We start from the raw sequence: 20,315 nt of genomic DNA, 5'->3' as shown, positions 1-20,315 counted from the left end.
GAGTTAAGGAGGATTTATCCGTATTTTTGCCCAAATTTTTTTAAGTACCCCCAACTAACCATCTAGAGTTATAGATAACCCGCTATGATGCAGCAGACCCCTCCGATCCCGGAGATCATCCAGGCAATTCCGCTTCAAAGCTACCTGATTCTAAGTACGGCGTTGTTTGTCATTGGCATTATTGGCGTTTTGACCCGTCGCAATGCCATCGTCATTTTTATGTCCATTGAGCTCATGCTGAACGCGGCCAATTTGCTTCTCATCGCTTTTTCTTCCTACAAATCCGACGCGTCTGGGCAGGTGTTCGTTTTCTTCATCATGGCCGTAGCCGCGGCCGAGGTAGCCGTGGGGCTCGCCATCATTGTCATGATCTACCGCAATACCCGCACCATTGATGTCGGTTTTCTTAACAAACTCAAGTGGTAACCAAGTACCTTTTGGTGGCTTCGTTCCTGGATTTTCAACTAGTGAAATAACTGTATGTCTGCTTCATTACTCGTTCTGATACCGCTGCTTCCGTTGATAGGGTTCCTCATCAATGGAATTGGGTTCCGCCGTATTCCCAGAGGGGCCGTGGGTATCATTGGTTCGCTGGCGGCTTTGGGAAGTTTTGCCGTGTCGGTGGTGGTACTTATGGCCTTCAAGGAAGCGGGAAGTACCCCCCAGGTGGTATCCCTCTTCGACTGGATTTCGGTAGGAGAGCTTTCCATTCCCTTCTCGTTTCAGATCGATCAGCTGTCGTTACTGATGCTGATGATCGTCACCGGCGTGGGCTCGCTGATCCATGTGTACTCGGCGGGCTACATGAAAGAGGACGAAGGCTTTGGGAAGTTTTTCGCCTTCCTGAATCTCTTCTTATTCTTCATGCTGCTGCTCGTGATGGGCTCCAACTACGTCATCATGTTCATTGGCTGGGAAGGCGTGGGGCTGTGCTCGTACCTTCTGATCGGCTTCTGGAACAAAAATACCGACTACAACAACGCCGCGCGCAAGGCCTTCATCATGAACCGCATCGGGGATCTGGGCTTCTTGCTGGGGATTTTTACCATCATAGGTACCTTTGGTTCGGTGGAGTTCACGGAGGTATTCCGACAAGCCACGGGCCTACCCGTGGGGGACCCGGTGGTGGTGGTGATTACGCTGCTGCTCTTTGTCGGAGCCACCGGAAAATCCGCCCAAATACCCTTATTTACCTGGCTACCCGACGCCATGGCGGGGCCTACGCCCGTTTCGGCACTCATCCACGCCGCTACGATGGTGACGGCGGGTATCTACATGGTGATCCGCTCCAACGTACTTTTTACGCTCGCTCCGGCTACGCTCGAAGTAGTGGCCATCATCGGTACGGCCACCGCGCTGCTGGCGGCTTCCATCGGGCTTCTGCAAAACGACATCAAGAAAGTACTGGCCTACTCGACGGTAAGTCAGCTAGGCTACATGTTCCTGGCGCTGGGCGTGATGGCCTACTCGGCGTCCATGTTTCATGTCATTACGCACGCATTCTTCAAGGCGTTGCTGTTCTTGGGAGCCGGTAGCGTGATCCACGCCATGTCCGGCGAGCAGGACATCCGCTTCATGGGGGGGCTGCGCAAGAAACTACCCATTACCTTCATTACCTTTCTGATCGGTACCATTGCCATTGCGGGGATTCCGCCTTTTGCCGGCTTTTTCTCCAAAGACGAGATTCTGGCGCACGCCTTCGAGCACAACAAGGTACTTTGGGTGCTGGGGCTGCTGGGCTCGATCATGACCTCCTTTTACATGTTCAGGTTGCTGTTCCTGACGTTCTTTGGCTCTTTCCGGGGCACTCACGAGCAAGCCCACCACCTGCACGAGTCGCCCACCTCCATGACCCTCCCCCTGATCGTCCTAGCGGTGTTTTCTGCGCTGGGTGGCTTTATGGGGGTACCTGAAGTATTAGGCGGGACGCACCAATTGGCCACGTTTATGAGTCCGCTTTATGAAGGAGCCCGGCAGGTCAACCCGGCGGCTTTCGCGGCTACTACGCTGAGCCACTCCGAGGAGTACCTGTTGATGGGTATTTCGGTAGTAGCGGCGCTGGTGGCAGCCCTGGCGGCTTACGTAGTGTACGTGCGCCGGGATTCAGTTCCTGCCCCGGAAACACAGGAGCGTCCAGCCCTACAGCGGGTGATCTATCACAAGTACTACATCGACGAACTGTATGACGCCGTCTTTGTGAAGCCCATCCGGACGCTGTCGGCGCTGCTGTTTAGCTTCGGCGAATTCTTCATCGACCTGGTCGTGAATGGTACGGGTACTTTGGTGAAGGTACTTTCGGGGCAGCTGCGCCGTACCCAAACGGGCTCCACGGGTTACTATATTTTTGCTATGGTAGTTGGTATTGTGTTGATTTTATTCTGGAATCTGCTGCTTCGTTAAATTGAACCGTTGACTCATTGGTATGTATACTCTTCTTTTGATAGTACTTCCGGCCCTGGCGGCTTTACTTACATTGGGCCTCGGTGGACGCCCCGGCCACGCCCGGCAGATTGCCCTGGCGGGTGCTCTGGCCGAGCTCATCGTGGCGGTGGTCGTCTGGACCCAGTTTGATCCAGCGCAGGGTTTTCAATTCGGCTTTGCTTTTGATTGGATTGCCTCTGCGGGCATCTCGTTCAGTGCGGGTATCGACGGTATTAGCATGTTGCTCATCGTATTAACCACTTTTCTGGTACCCCTGATCGTACTTTCCACGTTTGGGCATAGCTATTCCAAAGAGGCCTCCTTCTACGCGCTGATCCTGTTCATGGAAAGTGCCCTGGTGGGCGTTTTTGTGGCAACGGACGCTTTCCTTTTCTACCTTTTCTTTGAAGCAGCGCTTATCCCGGTGTACTTCCTGGCGGCGATATGGGGCGGGGAGAACCGAATCCGGATTACCTTCAAATTCTTTCTCTACACCTTGTTTGGCAGCTTATTCATGCTGGTTGCGCTGGTGTACCTCTACTTCCAAACCCCGGGCCAGCATTCGTCCGCCCTCACCGCGCTCTACGCTTTGAATCTGAGTCCGGCGGCCCAGGGCTGGGTATTTTGGGCGTTCTTTCTAGCCTTTGCCATCAAGATGCCCGTATTTCCGTTTCATACCTGGCAGCCCGACACCTACACCGAATCCCCTACGCCTGCTACCATGCTGCTCGCCGGTATTATGCTCAAGATGGGGGTATACGGCCTCATTCGCTTGCTGCTCCCCATTGCACCGGTGGGCCTGGCCGAGTGGGGATGGGTCGCGATCGTGCTGTCGGTTACGGGTATTGTATACGGCTCCATCATTGCCATTCAGCAGCGCGACATGAAACGGCTCATTGCCTACTCTTCCTTTGCGCACGTCGGCCTGATGGCCGCAGGGGTATTTTCCAATACCCTTAACGGGTTGCAGGGCGCACTGATCCAAATGCTGGCGCACGGCATCAACGTAGTTGGCTTGTTTTTTATCGTGGAAATCATCTTCTCCCGCACCAAAACCCGCTACCTGGATCACCTGGGTGGCATTACCCAACGTACTCCACATCTGACGGTTTACTTCATGATACTGCTACTGGGTAGCGTTGCGCTGCCGCTGACCAGCGGTTTTGTGGGAGAGTTCTTGCTGCTGGCGGGTGTATTTGAGCACAACCCCTGGCTCGGAGCGGTGGCCGGCCTAACGATCATCTTGGGTGCGGTATACATGCTGCGTATGTTTCAGAAAGCCATGTTTGGACCCCGAAGCCAGGCCGCAGAGACCTTCCGGGATCTTAGCCTGAGTGAGCGGGCCGTACTGGTTCCGTTGGTAATTATGGTATTCTGGATCGGGCTTTATCCAGCTACCTTTTTAAAACTTACTGAACCCGCCGTGAGCCAGCTGTTGCGCATCGTGAACGGCTAGCGGAACCTATAAAAAGTCTGTTAACTGACGACCTAACTAATTATGTACCCTATTGTATTGTTGTCCGTTCTTGGAATCGTAGTCCTTTTTTTAGGATTTATGAAGTCAAAGAGCGTGCTTTTGCCAGCCACGTTGCTGTTTCTGGTTTTGGCGCTGGCTAGTAATTTCATTGACTGGAACCAGGGTAAGGTGCTCTATTTTTACGAGATGCTAGCCGTTAATAACCTCACCCTGGCTTTCAACGCCATTGTGTTGGTATCGGCCTTCATGATTGTGGCCATGACGCGGGGTTTTCAGGATCAGGAGGAAGCCCAGCCCGCGGAGTATTACGGCATTATGCTTTTCTCCCTGGTAGGTGCCTTTATGATTATTGGGTACGAGCATCTGATCATGCTTTTTGTAGGAATTGAGATCCTGTCCGTGTCCATGTATATTCTGACGGGGAGTGATAAAAGCAATTTACGCTCCAACGAAGCCGCCCTTAAGTATTTTCTGATGGGGGCCTTTGCTACGGGTATTATGCTCTTTGGGATTGCCTTGCTGTACGGAGCTACGGGTTCTTTCAACCTGACGGACATCCAGTCTTACGTGAGTATACAGGGGCGAGGCGTGTCCTATATCCTGTACGCCGGACTACTGTTGCTGCTCATCGGAATGCTCTTCAAAGTATCGGCGGCGCCTTTCCATTTCTGGACCCCGGACGTGTACGATGGTGCGCCCACCATCTTCACCACCTTTATGTCTACCATCGTCAAAACCGCGGGCTTTGCGGCGATTTTTCGCTTGCTCTCCCATTCGTTTACCCCTATTTATAGCTTTTGGTGGATAACCCTGGCGGCTATTACGGTACTGACGTTGCTGGTAGGAAATATCATAGCGGTGTATCAGAACAGCTTCAAGCGCATGTTGGCCTATTCCAGCATTTCTCACGCCGGGTACCTGCTCATCGCGGTTACTTCGCTCAGTCCCCAAACCGAAAATGCGATTCTGTTTTACTCCCTGGCCTACTCCATAGCTACCATTAGTGCCTTCGGGGTACTGATGCTGGTCTCGAAGAAAAAAGCGCTGGAAGGACAAGTGGACGAGAGCTACGCAGCCTTTAACGGATTAGCGGCACAAAACCCGCTGCTGGCCTTTGTGTTGGCGGTTTCGATGCTATCCTTGGCGGGTATTCCCCTTACGGCCGGTTTCTGGGGTAAATTCTTCGTGTTTGGCAGCGCGGTAGAGCGCGGGCTGGTGTGGATGCTGGTGGTAGCGGTCCTGATGTCAGCCGTCGGTATTTACTATTACTTCCGGGCCATTATAGCCGCCTACCTAAAAGAAGGGGATATTGGCAAAATTCGAATAGCCCCTTTTTACCGGATTATCCTGGTAGTAGCTACGGCCATGACGATTCTATTCGGCTTAGCGCCGGGTATTTTCGAGAAGCTTTTATAAGTACGCAAGTACCTATTACCAAAAAAGCCCGGCACTTCGCCGGGCTTTTTTGGTAATAGGTACTATGAAAATAGCCGAGGTACTTACACGTTCATGAGTGACTCACGACGGCGCATCTTACCCGCCGGAATGCCAAACATCATCTTGAACCGGCGGCAAAAGTAGGCGGTATCCTTGTAGCCCACGTCAGAGCCAATGGCACGGATGCTTTTCTTCGACGTACGTAGTAGATCAACGGCCTTCTCCATACGTTGGTATTCAATGTAGTCCTGCGGGTTGATACCCGTCAGCATCTTGAAGTACTGCCCTACGTAATCTTCGGAAACGTTCGCAACGTTGGCCAGAACTTTGTTGGACAGGTCGCCGCCGAGGTTATCTTTAATATAGGCAAAGATGTCGATCAGGCGAGGATCTTTGAAATACGTACTGTTGGTCACGAGCTGCTCCACAAACAGCTTGTTTTTCAAAATATACCGAATTATTTCAATGACGACTTCCTCGGTCTTGATCTTGATGATTCGGCCTTTACCAGGCGTGTCGATCATGTCTTCTACCAGGATCTGGTTGATCGTGGCTGCAATCTGATCGTCGCGCTTGATCAGGAAAGGAGGTACATCCAGCGAGGTGAAAAAATTAACGGTGTCGAACACCTTGGCTTCAAACGAAATAAGGCCGAAGGAATTGGGAAGCTTACCAACCAGGGCTGGATCATGACCGGCCTCGATGTAGTTGTCGCGGTTGGTCATAAATTCCTCGTTAGACACTGTTTTCGATAGCGCCGCATTTCCGTACGTAACCGTAGCGTGCTTGCCACCCGGAATAAACAGCATATCGCCTACCTCTACGCGTTGTGGTTCTTCGCCGCCAAAAGATACCTCCCCGTCGTACAGAATAGTAAGGGAGTTCTGGACATCATAAAAGTTCTTGATCGTGATGGGCTGCAAAATGCGAATGTGGCGTGCTTTCACGAATTTAACCCCGAGCGACTCGATAATTTTGTTGTAATCTTCCATAAGGGGATATGTTTTTGGCGGGTAACGGCCTTGAAAATTCTAATTTTGTACAAATCTAATAAATTGTACAAAACTAATACAAGTATAAACCTAAGGAAAATAAAAAAAAAGTGGACGATTATAGTCGTATAACGTCCACTTTTTTTACAAAATTCCGCTTGAAGTACCCTGAACCCTATTTTGTCAACCCCCTGGCGATAACAAGTTTTTGTATTTCTGAAGTACCTTCGTAGATCTGTGTAATTTTGGCGTCCCGCATGAGGCGCTCCACATGATATTCCTTTACGTAGCCATAACCTCCGTGAATCTGAACGGCTTCGGTAGTGACCCACATGGCGATGTCGGAAGCATATAGCTTGGCCATGGCCGCAGCTTGTACGTAATCTTTGCCCTGGTCTTTGAGACGAGCCGCTTTATAAACCAGTAACCGGGCGGCCTCCAGGCGAGTAGCCATGTCGGCAAGTTTAAACTGGATAGCCTGGTGGTCGAAAATAGCCTTACCAAAGGCTTTCCGTTCCTGAGCATATTGCAGGGCCAGCTCGTAAGCGCCAGCGGCAATACCCAGCGCCTGGGCAGCAATGCCGATACGGCCGCCGTTGAGGGTACTCATGGCAAACGAAAAGCCGAAACCATCCGGGCCGATGCGGTTTTCCTTAGGTACCTGCACATCCGAGAACATCAGGGAGTGCGTATCAGAAGCCCGAATCCCCATCTTATCTTCTTTTTTACCCACCGAAAAGCCAGGCATTCCTTTTTCCACGATGAGGCAGTTGATCCCCTTGTGCCGTTTTTCAGGGTAGGTTTGGGCTATAACCAGGCACACCGAAGCGGTGGCACCGTTGGTGATCCAGTTTTTGGTACCATTCAGCAGGTAGTAATCGCCTTTATCTTCGGCCAGCGTTTGTTGGGAAGTAGCGTCCGAGCCGGCCTCAGGCTCTGAAAGGCAGAAGGCACCCAGTATCTCTCCGCTGGCCAGGCGGGTAAGGTACTTTTGCTTTTGTGATTCGTTTCCGAAAGCTTCCAGCCCCCAGCATACCAACGAATTATTTACGGACATCATCACGGAGGCGGAGGCATCTACTTTCGAAATTTCCTCCATCGCAATAACGTAGGCAAGCGTATCCATGCCGCCTCCGCCGTATTCAGGAGGCACCATCATGCCTAGAAAGCCTAATTCGCCCATGCGTTGGCGGAGAGACGGGTCAAACGTTTGCGCGTTATCGCGCTCGATGACACCGGGGAGTAGTTCATTTTGGGCAAAATCACGGGCGGCTAGCTGCACCGCTTCGTGTTCTTCACTAAGATTAAAATCCATTCCTATCAGTTCTGATGCGGTGGCCATAAGTGGGTATTGTTTACTAACGTAGGATGAAGTTGATGTTCAAAATTAAATCAATTCAGGAAGGTATGCAAGCATACGGACTATCAAAACTACTAAGAATAGGCTGCGGCAAAGAAGTCCCCGAAGCGCCTGAAAGAGGGTACTCTCCTTCTGCCGCTGTAGGAAAGCAAGTAAGAATTACGTAAAATAAATATCTCAACAAAGAAACGTTGATAATTTGGAAGAGGTACTTAGTTTTACAGAATCTTTACTTTAAGAAATATATCCCTCCTTGTATCAACTAAAAATGAGTTACTTAACTACAAACTTGTCCTTGTCGGAAAAGTATGCGCATCTTTCACGCTTTATTGAACAAAGACTAACAGGAAAGCAGTGGCTCTGGCAACTCACGCTGTTTTGTGCTGTGCTCTCCTGGTGCCTGGCGGTGCCGCCGTATACCGTCATGCAAAGCTCCGATGCCTGGACTTTCATAAAAATGCAATCCCAGGACCTACTGCATCCTGGCGATTTGGGGTATTATATTCGCCGGGAAAACATGGTGATGCGCTGGATGCTTCCCCTGATGTCGTTTCTGACGGGTCATAACTTGGTACTAATACTGATCATTCAAGCCCTATTAGGGTGCTTATTTTTGTATCTGTGTTCCAGGGAGGTTTTCCGGCAAACCCACGATAAGGTACTTACGGCATTTTTTGCACTAGGCCTTTCGAACCTGTTTGTCTTTTCCTGGTTTTTTGTGGATACGGCGGGTTACGGCGACAGTTTCGCCTACTTTTTTTTGCTGCTGGCGTTGTTTGTACGCAATCCTGTTTTGTTATTTATATGTCTACAGTGTGCATTTTTTACCGACGAGCGAGCCATTATAGCCGGAGGGTACGTCATTTTGTGGTGGATAACCCGTCGGTTGGTGGAGCAGGGCGAAAGTTTTAGCTTTTCGTCGGTCGTCAAAAGTACCTTGGCTCTTCCTACCTGGATTGTATTGCTTGCCTGGGGCGTTTATCTGGTATTTAGAAGGTATATCATGAGTACTTATTTTTACGGCCACTCGTATAGCACCATGGGATCGCCCGTACTTTTTGCCGATGCACACCGCTGGGGGCTAGGAAATAGCTTGTGGACCTCTTTCGAAGGAACCTGGCTGTTGCTGGGAGCGGCAGGATACGTACTATACAGTACCCATCGGCGCTGGCTGTTGCTGCTCTTGCTCGTGGGCATAGGCGTTTTGATAACGACGGGCATTTTAGTGCACGATATTGACCGTGCGCTGGGTTATGGCTTTCCCTTCCTACTCATTAGTACTTTAATACTGTCGCGAAGCATTCCACTTCCCGAATTTCGGAAGATCATCTTTGTCATGGCAATTATTTGCGTTATCCATCCTCTGTGTTATACATTGGGTTATAATAAAGTAATTTGGGCGGAGCCACTGCCTGTGAAAGCAGCCATGGCGCTGGACCGAATGCTAGGCTGGGGCTGGTTTGACTAAAGGACAGTTGGAAAGACCTACGTGCGCTAGTCCGGAGGCTACTAAAATTTTAGAAATACGTATACGATGCCAATAATTACTGTATTTTATATTAAATTAATCATCAGTACTTTGCTTACGCTTCTTTTTATAGGGGCGGTGTGGAAAAGGGCACTTTTTGAAAAATGGCAGCAAAATCAGCAAGACCAAGTTGTGTTGCTGGTTTCCTTTTTGCTGCTAAGGCTACTACCCTTTGTAGGAGTCTATGTACTTCTGGGCCAAGAACCCCGAAACGACGTTCCTTTCTTTTACTATAAAGCAGAATCGGCCTTCCGGGGACTAATGGTATACCGTGATTTTTGGTCTTACCACGCTCCGTTGTTTTCCTACCTAATCAGTCTGCCTCTTTGGATATGGAACAATCCCCGCGCGATCGTATTATTGATGGTTTTGATGGAAGCCCTGACGGTTGTTCTGACTTACTTATCCTATAAAAAACAACGACCAGAAGCGCTTCTGCTAGCCTGTCTGTACTGGATGTTACCCGCTTCTTTTGTATTTGTATTACTAAATGGCCAGGAAGACATCTGGTTCTGGCTGATTACCTTACTCATCTGGCGCCAAGTAGTAGCCCGGCCCGAAAATTATGAGCGACGAGCCGGACTACTGTACGCGGCCGGATTGCTGTGTATCAAGGTAACCTACATCTTCTTTCTATTTCCGTTGCTGGTCTTCGTGCGCCGACCCCTGCGCATGCTAATCGCAATGGCGATTCCGGGTTTGATCGCGCTGGCAATACTCTATTCTCAGGTTGGAGAAAAATTTTTGATGCCCATCCAGCACACAAGTGTATTATTGACCCCCAACCTATTTTCGATTGCCAGACCCTTTATTGAAAGTATTGTTCATGTGCCGGAAAGTAGCTATACCATGGCCAACTGGATTGGCCTGCTGCTGACACTGGGTACTTCCGTACTGGTAGCATGGCGGTTTCGCTCACGATCGCTTCGAGAGGTACTTCCATCGCTTTTTCTGGTATCTTTTGTTTCGATGATGATCTTTCAGCCCAGTGCGCCGGGGGGCTATGCCACTTCTTACCTTTTGATAATGCTGTTCGCCTTGATTGACCCCTTGCGGCCGAGGCACTTGGTACTGGTACTACTATTCAGCTGGTTGCTGGTGGTGCAGCCATTTGTGTACGTATACAACGGATCTCCCTCCTATGAGGCCTGGTCGATGTTAGGCAACCCCACCTACCTGTTTGAATACACACTACAGGTACTTAATGTAGGGTGTTACGTGGGGATATTTTTTTTAGCGATCCGGTCAATCCAACGAAGTACCCCTTCCCCAAAGTAAAGTGGGGTACTTGATGGGTTAGATTAGAAATTATACTACTTCATGCATGGAAATTGTCTGGTTCAAAACAGGGTTGAGTGTATTATTAAGTCTACTAGCGATTCTCGTTCTTTTTTCAGAGAAAAAAATAGCCAGACAAAAAATTAACAGTCATCTGCTCCTGGGGATAGGTTGGGTAGTATTGCGTCTACTGCCGTTTCTGCTGATCTACCACTTCCTCAATATGGAGCCCCGCTCCGATATAACCGGCTTTCTGGTAGGCTGGGGGACGCACGCTAAAAATGGAGAGCTTATTTACCGCGACTTCGTCTGTACCTATTCGCCATTCTTTCCGTACCTGATTGGCCTTTCTCTGGCCTTATGGGATAGCGCCCGCTCCATTGTTTTCTTGATGCTGGTGATGGAAGCCATTGCCATTTGGATTTCCTTTACCTATTACGAACCTAAAGTACCCTGTTTGGCGCTCGTAGTACGTCTTTTGGTATACATGTGCTTGCCGGCCTCCTTAGTACTCTGCGTCATTGGTGGGCAGGAGGATGTCTGGACATGGCTATTTGTAGCCCTGGCGGCCTTTGCTTGGTACCGGAAGTCCAGCTATCTGCTTTATGGAAGCTTGCTGGTGCTGGGGTTACTTAGTACCAAAGCTACCTTTGTACTTGTTTTACCGGCCTTACTGCTTTTGGCTAAGGCACCTTTTAGACTGGCCGCGGTACTCGCCGGATGGGGGCTTCTGGTACTGGGTATATTGTACACGCTGGTCGGGCTGGAATTCATGCAGCCGCTGGGAGAGGCAGATACGCTTCGGTCACCCAACGTACTATCAGTGCTTAATCCCTGGGTACTTAATAGCATTGGAGTGGGTGAAAAATTCTGGAACTGGATCGGACTGCTACTGACCGTAGGAGTGGGTGCGCTGGCAGCCTGGCGTTCCCGAGAAGCCGAGTACCACGGGGCGGTATCAAGGGTATTTATAGTAACCTACGCCACCATGATGATTGCCCAGCAGAGCGCCTACAGCAATTATATTTTTATGTTTCTGCTTCCCCTGGCCCTGTACATCATCGACTGGAGCAACCGGACACAAGTAGTATTACTACTGCTTTACAACCTGCTGTGCGTGGTGCATCCGTCGTACTGGTGGCGGTTGGATATGCCCCGGTACCTGCGCCCCTCGGACATTTGGGCTTCGTCGGCTTCGGTGACTGACTACCTCATGCAGCTGGGCATTGTACTACTGACGGGCTACTTCATCGTGCTATCCTTTCCGAAAGCACCGACGGTACGTAGGTAGTTTTAAGGCTTAAAACGCGTCCTAAGGGGCCGACAGGTACCTCACCCGGGTACCTTACTCGTATGATTTCCCAATCTCAAAGAAGCGGACATCAGCGGCGACCTGATCGAGAATACGGTGAGAGCGCTCGGGACGGGCGTCGGTAATAAATACCTGCCCCAGGGAGCCGCTGTCGATCATTTCGATTAGTTTATGAATGCGAAGGTCATCGAGTTTGTCAAAAATATCGTCCAGCAGCAAGATAGGCTGCGTTTCTTTCTCAAGCGCCAGTAGCTCGTACTGCGCTAGTTTGAGGGCGATTACAAACGACTTTTGCTGACCCTGCGAGCCAAATTTCCGCAGGGCCCGTCCGTCGATCTCAAATACGTAGTCATCCTTATGGATACCCTTGCTGGTTCGCTGGGCGTGGAGGTCACGGGAGCGATGCTTCCGAAACTCCGTCGGGAAATCGGGCCGGGCTACCTCACTCTCGTAGATGAGGTCCACGCGCTCACGCTCGTTGCTCAGGTAAGCGTAGTACCGGCCTACCAGCGGCAGAAAGTGTTCCATGAATCGACGCCGATGCTCGTAGATACGCTGGGCCAGGGCGATGAGCGGCTCATTGTAGGTTTCGAGCATGTCTTCGTCGAGGTAGTTGCGCTCGGCGAAGATCTTGAGCAGGCTGTTGCGTTGGCTGAGGATTTTGTTGTACTGCAGGAAATCGTCGAGGTAGGCAGGGGTAAGCTGGGCCAGTACCCCATCAAAAAAACGCCGCCGCTCCTCGCTGCCATCCCGTACCAGATCGGTATCGTCGGGGGCGATGAGCACCACCGGAAACCGTCCGATGTGGTCGCTCAGGCGGTCGTAGGCTTTCTTGTCGGCCATCATGACCTTCCGCTGGCCTCGCTGGAGGCTACCCGTGATCTGCGTACGCCGCGTACCGTCCCGAAAGATGCCATCCAGGACCAGGAAATCCGCTTCGTGCTGAATGGTAAGCGCATCCTGATTTTGAAAGGCACTTTTAGTGAGTGCCAGGAAATAAATAGCGTCCAGCAGGTTGGTTTTGCCACTTCCGTTCTGGCCTACGAGGCAATTTACCCGCTCCCCAAAGGTATAACTCCCCGCTTCGTAGTTTTTAAAATGAGTCAGATGGAGTTTTTCAAGCCACATGAACTTCTTTGTTAGGGAGTTTATGCTTAATTTCGCAGCTCTTTACCTTATTTAAAGAAAAGCAAGACCCTATTCAAACCAACAACGGACAGACAAAGTTCTGTCTTAAATAAACGAGAACCACTAACTACATGGCTACCGTTAAGGAGAAAAAGAAAGACACTGCCAAAAAGTTGCAGCACCCCAAAGAGCGCTACCTGTTCTGGTACGAGAATATGCTCCTGCAACGTCGCTTCGAAGAAAAAGCCGGCCAGCTGTACGGTCAGCAGAAGATCCGGGGGTTTTGCCACTTGTACATTGGCCAGGAGGCTTGCTCCTCCGGAACGGCCACGGCGCTCACGCCGGACGACAAGTACATTACCGCCTACCGCGACCACGGTATGCCGCTGGCCCTGGGTACCGACCCTAAGGCCATCATGGCGGAGCTCTTTGGAAAAGAGACCGGCACCACCAAAGGCAAGGGAGGCTCCATGCACATCTTCGACAAAGAGCGCAACTTCATGGGAGGCCACGGGATTGTAGGTGCCCAGATTCCGCTGGGAGCAGGCATTGCTTTTGCCGAAAAGTACAACGAGACCGGCAACGTGTGCATCTGTTTCTTTGGGGACGGCGCGGTGCGTCAGGGCGCGTTTCACGAGGCATTCAACATGGCTATGACCTGGAAACTACCCGTTATTTTTGTGGTGGAGAACAACGGCTACGCCATGGGTACTTCCGTAAAACGGAGCTCCAACGTGACCGAGCTGTATACCCTGGGTGAGGCCTACGACATGCCCTCGGAACCCGTAGACGGCATGAGCGTGGAAGCCATCCACGACGCCGTAGCCCGCGCCGCCGACCGCGCCCGCAAAGGCGACGGCCCTACCTACCTGGAATTCCGGACGTACCGCTACCGCGGCCACTCCATGTCCGATCCGCAGAAGTACCGCACTAAGGAAGAGGTGGAAGAGTACAAAATGCGGGATCCTATCGAGCAGATAAAGGCTACTATCCTGGAGCATAAGCTCCTGACTGAGGAAGAGCTGGCGGAGATTGACAAAAAAATAAAAGAAATCGTGGCGGAGTCGGTGCAGTTTGCCGAAGAGTCCAACTACCCCGATCCGAAGGAAGCCTATACGGACGTATACGTACAGGAAGATTATCCCTTCATAACGGACTAGAAGGTACCTTACGCTAAGCGCAAAAGTGGCCCGCTGGTACATCCGGTGGGCCGCTTCTGCTTCAAACAGCCGCGTATTTTGTCCGCCTGTTCCCAAAACTTGTACAAGTACCCTAAAGAAATGGAACGCTACTTGTTTGACATTAAGAACTTTTCATAACTTTGCACTCCAAAATTCATTACCTAATCGCATGAGCAAGAAAAATTCCGAGGGTGCGGGCTTGGATTTCATAGAAAGTCCTGAGGCGTTGGCCGGTCAAATTAGCAAGGCCGAGACCTTTTTTCGTAAAAACCAGAAGCTACTCATTGGCGCAGGAGCCGCTATTGTGTTGGCACTTGTGGCTTTTGCGGGCTATCGTTTTTATATCGACGGGCAGGAATCTACAGCTCAGGTAGCACTTTCCAATGCGGTGTATGATTTTGAGGCCGACTCCCTGCAGCGCGCCCTGAACGGCAGCGGCGGAAACGAAGGCTTACTGGGCATCGCTGACAACTACGGAGGTACCGACGCGGCAAATCTGGCCAGCTTTTACGCGGGCGTATCCCTTTTGAAGCAGGGGAAGTTTGACGAAGCGATTGACCGCCTGAAGTCTTTCAGCTCGTCGGATCTGCTGGTAGAAGCCCGGGCCAAATCGCTCATTGGCGACGCCTACATGGAAAAGAATCAACCGGCCGAAGCCATTAGCTTCTACAAAAAGGCCGCAGACTATAAGGCCAATCAGTTTTTTACGCCCATCTACCTGATGAAGCTGGGCATTGCGCAAGAGAAAGCGCAGCAACCCAAGGATGCTATATCCTCCTACAAACGTATTATTGATGAATTCCCGCTCTCGGCCGAAGTCGTAAACGCCAAGAAGTACATGGGAATGCTCGAAGGGCAAGTCGGCGAATAATGTAATAGCGCAGCCCTTTCCATCAAGGATAAAGCCGACGCGGTTTTATCCTTTTTTTGTACCCTTTGGGAGTACGCCAAAGTACCCCCCCCCAACTGCATTGATTCATAGACCAAACGTTGCACCAACCATGTCATCCGTCGATAAAAATTTAAGCGTTTTTTCCACCGAAGCCCTGCCCGATATTAGCCAAAGTACCTTTGCCATCGTGGTGGCCGAATGGAATGAGCAGGTTACCGAAAAGCTCTACGAAGGGGCCTACCAGACGCTGCTGGCCCACGGAGCCGCGCCTGAACGCGTGCTGCGGGGCAACGTACCGGGTAGTTTTGAGCTCACGCTGGGGGCCCAGTGGTTTGCCGAGCGCTCCGACGTCGACGCCGTCATAGCCCTGGGGGCGGTGATTCAGGGAGAAACCAAGCACAACGATTACATCAACCACGCCGTGGCGCAGGGGCTTACCCACCTGGGGTTGAAGTACGGCAAGCCCGTTATTTTTGGGGTACTTACGCCCAACACGCTGGAGCAAGCCCTGGACCGGGCGGGCGGCAAGCACGGTAACAAAGGCGACGAGGCCGCCATGACGGCCATCAAAATGCTAGGACTAAAAAATCAGGTACGTGTATGAGCAATCCGATCTGGGTAGAGGTAGTGGGCTGGTTGGGCTCGCTGCTGGTCGTAGCGGCCTACGCCCTGAACATCATGGGTCGCCTCCGGGCCGACGCGCCTTTCTACCTGTGGGCTAATATTGTGGGGAGCATCGGGCTCATTATTAACACGGCTTACGTGGGGGCTTACCCTTCGGCCTGCGTCAATGTCATCTGGGTTGTTATTGGGGTGTGGGGAATCACCAAACAACGTCGCGTTTTATTCAAACGGATTAAGACCGATCGTTCGTGAGCGAGAAGGTACTTTCCAAGTTCATCCGTATATCAAGTTTATCCATCTTAATCCATCATCGCTTTTAGTACCATGCAAGTCTGGAAATTTGGCGGCACCTCGGTCGGGAAGCCCGAGCGCATGCACTCAATTCGCAACCTCATCACCACCACCGATACGCGCAAGATTGTGGTCCTGTCGGCCCTGTCGGGTACCACCAATGCCCTGATCGCCATCGGGGAAGCGGCCAAGGCCAACAACGATGCCGAAGCCGCCCGGCAAACCGACGATCTTAAAACGCATTATGATCTTTTCCTGAAAGAGCTCTACCAAACCGAAGCCGGGCTGGCCCAGGGGCAGCAGATCGTGGAAAAGGAGTTTTCCTTCCTTCGTTCGCTGGTGGGGATCAAACCCTTTACCATCAAGCAGGAAAAGGAACTTGTGGCTCAGGGCGAACTGCTCAGTACCGAAATGTTCGCGGCCTACCTGCAAGAGCAGGGCGAAAACGCCGTGCTCTTGCCCGCGCTGGAATTCATGCAGATCGACGCCGACGGTGAGCCGGAGCTGGCGGTGATTGAAGAAAAGATCGCGACGATTCTGGGCCAGCATACCGACAAGCAGCTTATCATTACGCAAGGCTTTATCTGCCGGAATCCGCGCGGGGAAGTTGATAACCTGAAGCGCGGCGGCTCGGACTATACGGCCTCGCTCATCGGAGGGGCGATCCGCGCCGAGGAAATCCAGATCTGGACCGACATCGACGGCATGCACAACAACGATCCGCGCATCGTGAAGCGTACCTTCCCCATCCGGGAGCTTACCTTCGAGGAAGCCGCCGAGCTGGCCTACTTCGGGGCCAAGATTTTGCATCCCAGTACCATCACACCGGCCAAAATGCAGAACGTACCCGTGCGACTCAAGAACACCATGCAGCCCGACGCCCCCGGTACGCTCATTGCTAACCAAAGTACCCAGCGTGACATCAAGGCCATTGCGGCCAAGGATAACATCACGGCCATTTACATTCACTCGACCCGTATGCTGAATGCCTACGGCTTCCTGCGGCGGGTATTTGAGATTTTTGAAAAATACAAAACGCCCGTGGACATGATCACGACCTCGGAGGTATCGGTGTCGGTGACGATCGATAACTCCGAGCACCTAGCGGCCATTACGGCCGAGCTCCGGGAGTTTGCCGATCTCGAAGAGCACGACCTGGATCAGACCATCGTGTGCGTGGTGGGTAATTTCAGTGCCGACAAGGAAGGCATTGCCCTGAAGGTACTTGAAGCCATGAAAGACATCCCGATCCGGATGATTTCCTACGGGGCCTCGGAGCACAACCTGTCGCTGCTGATCCATTCCAAGCACAAGGCCGACGCCCTGAACGCGCTCAACGAGCGGCTCTTTTTTTACGAGCAGGAGGCATCTGAAGTACCCTCAGCTCACTGAGGTAGTTTAGGGTACCTTGACCACTAGAGGTACTTACAACGATTTTAAAGGTACTTTTTACCGAGAGAAAAAGCGATTCATGTTACAAACAAATTTTATTCGTGATAACCAGGAGCTCACCGTGGCGGGCCTGCGCAAGAAACACTTCCGAGAGGCCGAAAGTACCGTAGAGCTCCTGCTCAAACTCGACCGCCTGCGCCGCGAAACCCAGCAGGAGCTGGATACGGTGCTGGCGCAGTCCAACGCTAAGGCCAAGGAGATCGGCGGGTTGATGAAGCAGGGCAAAAAAGAGGAAGCCGAGGCCGCCAAAGCCGAAACCAGCGCCCTGAAGGAGCGCTCCAAGGTACTTGACGAGCAGCTCAAGCAAGCCGAGTCGGCCCTGTTTGAAGAGCTGGTGAAGCTCCCCAACCTGCCGCACGAAAGCGTGCCCGAAGGCCGCAGCGCCGAGGATAACGTCACGGTACTTGAGCAGGGCGAAAAGCCCGAGCTACCCGCCGGAGCCAAGCCCCACTGGGAGCTGATCCAGAGCCTGGGAGGTACTTCCGGGGCCATGATCGACTTTGAGCTGGGTACTAAAATCACGGGTGCGGGCTTTCCGGTGTATAAAGGCAAAGGCGCGCGCCTGCAGCGGGCCATGATTTCGTTTTTTCTGGACGAAGCCGCCCGGGCGGGCTACGTGGAGGTGCAGCCGCCGATCCTGGTCAATGCCGACTCGGGCTTCGGCACGGGGCAGCTTCCCGACAAAGAGGGACAAATGTACTACGCCACCGCCGACGACCTGTACCTGATCCCGACGGCCGAAGTACCCATCACCAACCTCTACCGTGACGTCATCCTGACCGAAAACGACCTGCCCGTAAAGCACGTGGGCTACACGCCCTGCTTCCGGCGTGAAGCGGGTAGCTGGGGCGCGCACGTGCGGGGCCTCAACCGCCTGCACCAGTTCGATAAGGTCGAGATCGTGCAGATCTGCAAGCCCGAAGCGTCCTACGCCGCCCTCGATGCCATGGTGGAACACGTGAAGAGCCTACTCGAAAAACTCGAACTACCCTTCCGGATTCTGCGGCTCTGCGGAGGCGATATGGGCTTTACGTCCGCCCTCACGTATGACTTTGAGGTGTGGTCCGGCGCGCAGGCGCGCTGGCTGGAGTGCTCGTCGGTGTCTAACTTTGAAAGCTACCAGGCCAACCGCCTCAAGCTACGCTACAAAACCGAGGGGAAAACGCAGCTCCTGCACACGCTCAACGGCTCGGCGCTGGCGCTGCCGCGCATCCTGGCCGCGCTGCTGGAAAACAACCAGCAGGCCGACGGCAGCGTCCGCATCCCGGCCGTATTGGTACCTTACTGCGGTTTTGAGACGATCGATTAAAGCGTCTTTAAGGTACTTTGAATCAACAAGAAGAGCCCCCAACCGGGGGCTTCTTTTTGTTAAAAAAGCTTAACGCCCCAGCAGGAAAGGTACCTGGGCGCTATCTTTCGGGAAAGCTTTTCCTATGAAGCAGCAGGGCCTACTGATTTGGGGTTTTTACCGCCGGTTCGGACTCTTCACCATCCTGATCTCCCTGGGTGCGTGGGGGGTGGTAGAACTACCCATGGGCGTGGCCTTCGTTCGGTTCTTGCCGCTTTTTTTGCTACTAAAAATAGCGACCGGCGCCCTGGTGTGGTACCTCCAGCGTACCTTCTATCCGCATGCCTACTTTTTCTACGCCAACCTGGGCCTTTCCGAGCGCCGTTTGTACCTGATTGCTTTTGGGCTGGACCTACTGCTTTTTTTAGCTTTTGTCTTGTTGGTTCACCTCACCAAGCACTTTGTATGACCAAACGGGTACTTGAAGCCGACAGCTTCTGGCTGGAGTACGGCTCCACGAAAATCTTGCAGAATATCTACCTGCGGGTCGAAACCGGACAAACCGTGGGCTTGCTGGGCCGCAACGGTACCGGTAAGTCGAGCCTGCTGCGAATGCTGTTTGGTACCCTGCGGGGGCAGAGCCAGTCGGTGCGGGTGGATCAAAAGTACCTTTCCCATCCGTACCAGCACAAAACGCTGCTCAGGTACCTGCCCCAGCATCCCTTTGTGCCGCCGAACCTTCGTGTCGAGGCCGCTTGCCACGCCTACGAGGTACCCTTTGCCGCGCTGGAAGGGTACTTTCCGGAGCTAGGCAAGTACCACACCGAGCGCCTGGGCGATTTGTCGGGCGGAGCGCAGCGGCTGGTGGAGACCCTGCTGATTCTGCTCTCGCCGGTCGACTTCGTGCTGCTGGACGAGCCCTTCTCGCACCTGGCGCCGGTGGTGGTAGAGCGGCTCGAAGAGGTGATCCGGGCGCAGGCCCAAACCAAAGGCATTCTGCTGTCGGACCACGCCTACCGGCCCGTGCTGAACCTCAGCGATGTGGTGTACCTGCTGGTACCGGTCGGGCGTACCGTCCTGCTGCAAGATCCGCTTGAAGAGCTGCGCTGGCGGGGGTACTTGCCGTGATGAGGTACTTTGAAAACACGCCTGCCTGCGTTTCAAAAAGACCATTTTATTTAATTACGAAAAATTTCGTAGATAAAATTTGCAACTACGAAATCAATCGTACATCTTTGTTACGAAGATCTTCGTACTATATGCTATTTCCCGTAAGCCATGAACCTTAAACCCACCGATTCCGAACTGGAAATTCTCAACTACCTCTGGTCCGAAGGGCCCAGTACCGTGCGGCAGGTACACGAATACCTGGCCACCACCAAGGAGGCGGGCTACACCACCACCCTGAAATTGATGCAGATCATGCACGAGAAGGGGCTGCTGGAGCGCAGCGAAGAAAGCCGCTCGCACGTGTACGCCGCCAAAGTGAGCGAAACCGAAACCCGGCGCGGCCTGCTGGACCGCTTCGTCGAAACGGCCTTCGGGGGCTCGGCGGCGCGGCTGGTGATGCAGGCGCTGGGCAACCACCAGGCTTCCGCCGAAGAGCTGGACGAAATCCGAAACCTACTAAACAACCTTGAAAAAGATCGTTAGC

Annotated in this window: 19 protein-coding genes; 16 read left to right on the top strand and 3 right to left on the bottom strand. The window is 52.5% G+C overall.

Annotated elements, in window-relative coordinates:
- Positions 1-84 precede the first annotated feature (84 nt).
- Genes nuoK through HNQ92_RS24255 form a run of 4 tightly spaced genes read left to right on the top strand, consistent with a single transcriptional unit; the run spans position 85 to position 5,314 of the window.
- Positions 85-426 carry an NADH-quinone oxidoreductase subunit NuoK gene (nuoK, locus tag HNQ92_RS24270; RefSeq protein ID WP_425504312.1) on the top strand — a complete coding sequence of 114 codons (342 nt, stop codon included), beginning with the start codon at positions 85-87 and terminating at the stop codon, positions 424-426.
- Between the two features lie 54 nt (positions 427-480).
- The gene (gene nuoL, locus HNQ92_RS24265; protein WP_184178297.1) at positions 481-2,400 is read left to right on the top strand and encodes an NADH-quinone oxidoreductase subunit L; all 1,920 of its coding nucleotides are present in this window, start codon (positions 481-483) and stop codon (positions 2,398-2,400) included.
- A 22-nt stretch (positions 2,401-2,422) separates the two neighbouring features.
- Entirely contained in the window at positions 2,423-3,877 is a 1,455-nt protein-coding gene (locus tag HNQ92_RS24260; protein WP_184178295.1) for a complex I subunit 4 family protein, read from the top strand.
- Between the two features lie 42 nt (positions 3,878-3,919).
- Positions 3,920-5,314, top strand: a complete 1,395-nt coding sequence (locus HNQ92_RS24255) for an NADH-quinone oxidoreductase subunit N (protein ID WP_184178293.1) — start codon at positions 3,920-3,922, stop codon at positions 5,312-5,314.
- Between the two features lie 83 nt (positions 5,315-5,397).
- Here HNQ92_RS24255 and HNQ92_RS24250 read toward each other — a convergent pair whose 3' ends face one another.
- A complete protein-coding gene (locus HNQ92_RS24250; RefSeq protein ID WP_184178291.1) occupies positions 5,398-6,327 on the bottom strand; it encodes an AraC family transcriptional regulator in 930 nt (309 codons plus the stop codon).
- A gap of 175 nt (positions 6,328-6,502) precedes the next feature.
- Entirely contained in the window at positions 6,503-7,642 is a 1,140-nt protein-coding gene (locus tag HNQ92_RS24245) for an acyl-CoA dehydrogenase (RefSeq protein WP_184178384.1), read from the bottom strand.
- A gap of 313 nt (positions 7,643-7,955) precedes the next feature.
- Here HNQ92_RS24245 and HNQ92_RS24240 point away from each other — a divergent pair, with 313 nt between their 5' ends.
- From HNQ92_RS24240 to HNQ92_RS24230, 3 genes are all read left to right on the top strand, one after another.
- Positions 7,956-9,155, top strand: a complete 1,200-nt coding sequence (locus HNQ92_RS24240; RefSeq protein WP_184178382.1) for a hypothetical protein — start codon at positions 7,956-7,958, stop codon at positions 9,153-9,155.
- Positions 9,156-9,671: 516 nt separating this feature from the next.
- Positions 9,672-10,493: a hypothetical protein gene (locus HNQ92_RS28795; RefSeq protein ID WP_246440749.1), complete on the top strand. Its 822-nt coding sequence runs from the start codon at positions 9,672-9,674 to the stop codon at positions 10,491-10,493.
- A 223-nt stretch (positions 10,494-10,716) separates the two neighbouring features.
- Positions 10,717-11,784 (top strand): hypothetical protein, encoded by a 1,068-nt coding sequence (locus tag HNQ92_RS24230; RefSeq protein WP_246440747.1) that lies wholly within the window; start codon positions 10,717-10,719, stop codon positions 11,782-11,784.
- 54 nt (positions 11,785-11,838) lie between these two features.
- Here HNQ92_RS24230 and recF read toward each other — a convergent pair whose 3' ends face one another.
- Entirely contained in the window at positions 11,839-12,933 is a 1,095-nt protein-coding gene (gene recF / locus HNQ92_RS24225; protein WP_184178285.1) for a DNA replication/repair protein RecF, read from the bottom strand.
- 131 nt (positions 12,934-13,064) lie between these two features.
- Between recF and pdhA the strand changes: the two genes are divergently transcribed.
- From pdhA to HNQ92_RS24180, 9 genes are all read left to right on the top strand, one after another.
- Positions 13,065-14,093 (top strand): pyruvate dehydrogenase (acetyl-transferring) E1 component subunit alpha, encoded by a 1,029-nt coding sequence (gene pdhA / locus HNQ92_RS24220; RefSeq protein ID WP_184178283.1) that lies wholly within the window; start codon positions 13,065-13,067, stop codon positions 14,091-14,093.
- Positions 14,094-14,283: 190 nt separating this feature from the next.
- Positions 14,284-14,985, top strand: coding sequence for a tetratricopeptide repeat protein (locus tag HNQ92_RS24215; RefSeq protein WP_184178281.1), 702 nt, complete (start codon positions 14,284-14,286; stop codon positions 14,983-14,985).
- Between the two features lie 130 nt (positions 14,986-15,115).
- Entirely contained in the window at positions 15,116-15,610 is a 495-nt protein-coding gene (gene ribH / locus HNQ92_RS24210; RefSeq protein WP_184178279.1) for a 6,7-dimethyl-8-ribityllumazine synthase, read from the top strand.
- Entirely contained in the window at positions 15,607-15,882 is a 276-nt protein-coding gene (locus HNQ92_RS24205) for a CBU_0592 family membrane protein (RefSeq protein ID WP_184178277.1), read from the top strand. The genes ribH and HNQ92_RS24205 overlap by 4 nt, the downstream gene beginning before the upstream one ends.
- Before the next feature lie 72 nt (positions 15,883-15,954).
- A complete protein-coding gene (locus tag HNQ92_RS24200) occupies positions 15,955-17,313 on the top strand; it encodes an aspartate kinase (RefSeq protein ID WP_184178275.1) in 1,359 nt (452 codons plus the stop codon).
- 79 nt (positions 17,314-17,392) lie between these two features.
- Positions 17,393-18,682, top strand: a complete 1,290-nt coding sequence (gene serS / locus HNQ92_RS24195) for a serine--tRNA ligase (RefSeq protein WP_184178272.1) — start codon at positions 17,393-17,395, stop codon at positions 18,680-18,682.
- 124 nt (positions 18,683-18,806) lie between these two features.
- Positions 18,807-19,130: a hypothetical protein gene (locus tag HNQ92_RS24190; RefSeq protein WP_184178270.1), complete on the top strand. Its 324-nt coding sequence runs from the start codon at positions 18,807-18,809 to the stop codon at positions 19,128-19,130.
- Positions 19,127-19,789, top strand: coding sequence for an ATP-binding cassette domain-containing protein (locus tag HNQ92_RS24185; protein ID WP_184178268.1), 663 nt, complete (start codon positions 19,127-19,129; stop codon positions 19,787-19,789). Before HNQ92_RS24190 ends, HNQ92_RS24185 begins: the two co-directional genes overlap by 4 nt.
- A gap of 150 nt (positions 19,790-19,939) precedes the next feature.
- Entirely contained in the window at positions 19,940-20,314 is a 375-nt protein-coding gene (locus HNQ92_RS24180) for a BlaI/MecI/CopY family transcriptional regulator (protein WP_184178266.1), read from the top strand.
- Position 20,315: the final 1 nt, after the last annotated feature.

This window comes from Rhabdobacter roseus, from assembly GCF_014202275.1.
Classification (GTDB): Bacteria; Bacteroidota; Bacteroidia; order Cytophagales; family Spirosomataceae; genus Rhabdobacter; species Rhabdobacter roseus.
The sequence above is the reverse complement of the archived record's forward strand: the minus strand, read 5'-3'. Positions and strand labels throughout refer to the sequence as shown.

What these genes read in the sequence shown, in the direction of transcription:
- nuoK (WP_425504312.1), top strand. Translation starts at nt 85, where the DNA reads ATGATGCAGCAGACCCCTCCGATCCCGGAGATCATCCAGGCAATTCCG.
- nuoL (WP_184178297.1), top strand. Translation starts at nt 481, where the DNA reads ATGTCTGCTTCATTACTCGTTCTGATACCGCTGCTTCCGTTGATAGGG.
- HNQ92_RS24260 (WP_184178295.1), top strand. Translation starts at nt 2,423, where the DNA reads ATGTATACTCTTCTTTTGATAGTACTTCCGGCCCTGGCGGCTTTACTT.
- HNQ92_RS24255 (WP_184178293.1), top strand. Translation starts at nt 3,920, where the DNA reads ATGTACCCTATTGTATTGTTGTCCGTTCTTGGAATCGTAGTCCTTTTT.
- HNQ92_RS24250 (WP_184178291.1), bottom strand. Translation starts at nt 6,327, where the DNA reads ATGGAAGATTACAACAAAATTATCGAGTCGCTCGGGGTTAAATTCGTG.
- HNQ92_RS24245 (WP_184178384.1), bottom strand. Translation starts at nt 7,642, where the DNA reads ATGGATTTTAATCTTAGTGAAGAACACGAAGCGGTGCAGCTAGCCGCC.
- HNQ92_RS24240 (WP_184178382.1), top strand. Translation starts at nt 7,956, where the DNA reads ATGAGTTACTTAACTACAAACTTGTCCTTGTCGGAAAAGTATGCGCAT.
- HNQ92_RS28795 (WP_246440749.1), top strand. Translation starts at nt 9,672, where the DNA reads ATGTTACCCGCTTCTTTTGTATTTGTATTACTAAATGGCCAGGAAGAC.
- HNQ92_RS24230 (WP_246440747.1), top strand. Translation starts at nt 10,717, where the DNA reads ATGGAGCCCCGCTCCGATATAACCGGCTTTCTGGTAGGCTGGGGGACG.
- recF (WP_184178285.1), bottom strand. Translation starts at nt 12,933, where the DNA reads ATGTGGCTTGAAAAACTCCATCTGACTCATTTTAAAAACTACGAAGCG.
- pdhA (WP_184178283.1), top strand. Translation starts at nt 13,065, where the DNA reads ATGGCTACCGTTAAGGAGAAAAAGAAAGACACTGCCAAAAAGTTGCAG.
- HNQ92_RS24215 (WP_184178281.1), top strand. Translation starts at nt 14,284, where the DNA reads ATGAGCAAGAAAAATTCCGAGGGTGCGGGCTTGGATTTCATAGAAAGT.
- ribH (WP_184178279.1), top strand. Translation starts at nt 15,116, where the DNA reads ATGTCATCCGTCGATAAAAATTTAAGCGTTTTTTCCACCGAAGCCCTG.
- HNQ92_RS24205 (WP_184178277.1), top strand. Translation starts at nt 15,607, where the DNA reads ATGAGCAATCCGATCTGGGTAGAGGTAGTGGGCTGGTTGGGCTCGCTG.
- HNQ92_RS24200 (WP_184178275.1), top strand. Translation starts at nt 15,955, where the DNA reads ATGCAAGTCTGGAAATTTGGCGGCACCTCGGTCGGGAAGCCCGAGCGC.
- serS (WP_184178272.1), top strand. Translation starts at nt 17,393, where the DNA reads ATGTTACAAACAAATTTTATTCGTGATAACCAGGAGCTCACCGTGGCG.
- HNQ92_RS24190 (WP_184178270.1), top strand. Translation starts at nt 18,807, where the DNA reads ATGAAGCAGCAGGGCCTACTGATTTGGGGTTTTTACCGCCGGTTCGGA.
- HNQ92_RS24185 (WP_184178268.1), top strand. Translation starts at nt 19,127, where the DNA reads ATGACCAAACGGGTACTTGAAGCCGACAGCTTCTGGCTGGAGTACGGC.
- HNQ92_RS24180 (WP_184178266.1), top strand. Translation starts at nt 19,940, where the DNA reads ATGAACCTTAAACCCACCGATTCCGAACTGGAAATTCTCAACTACCTC.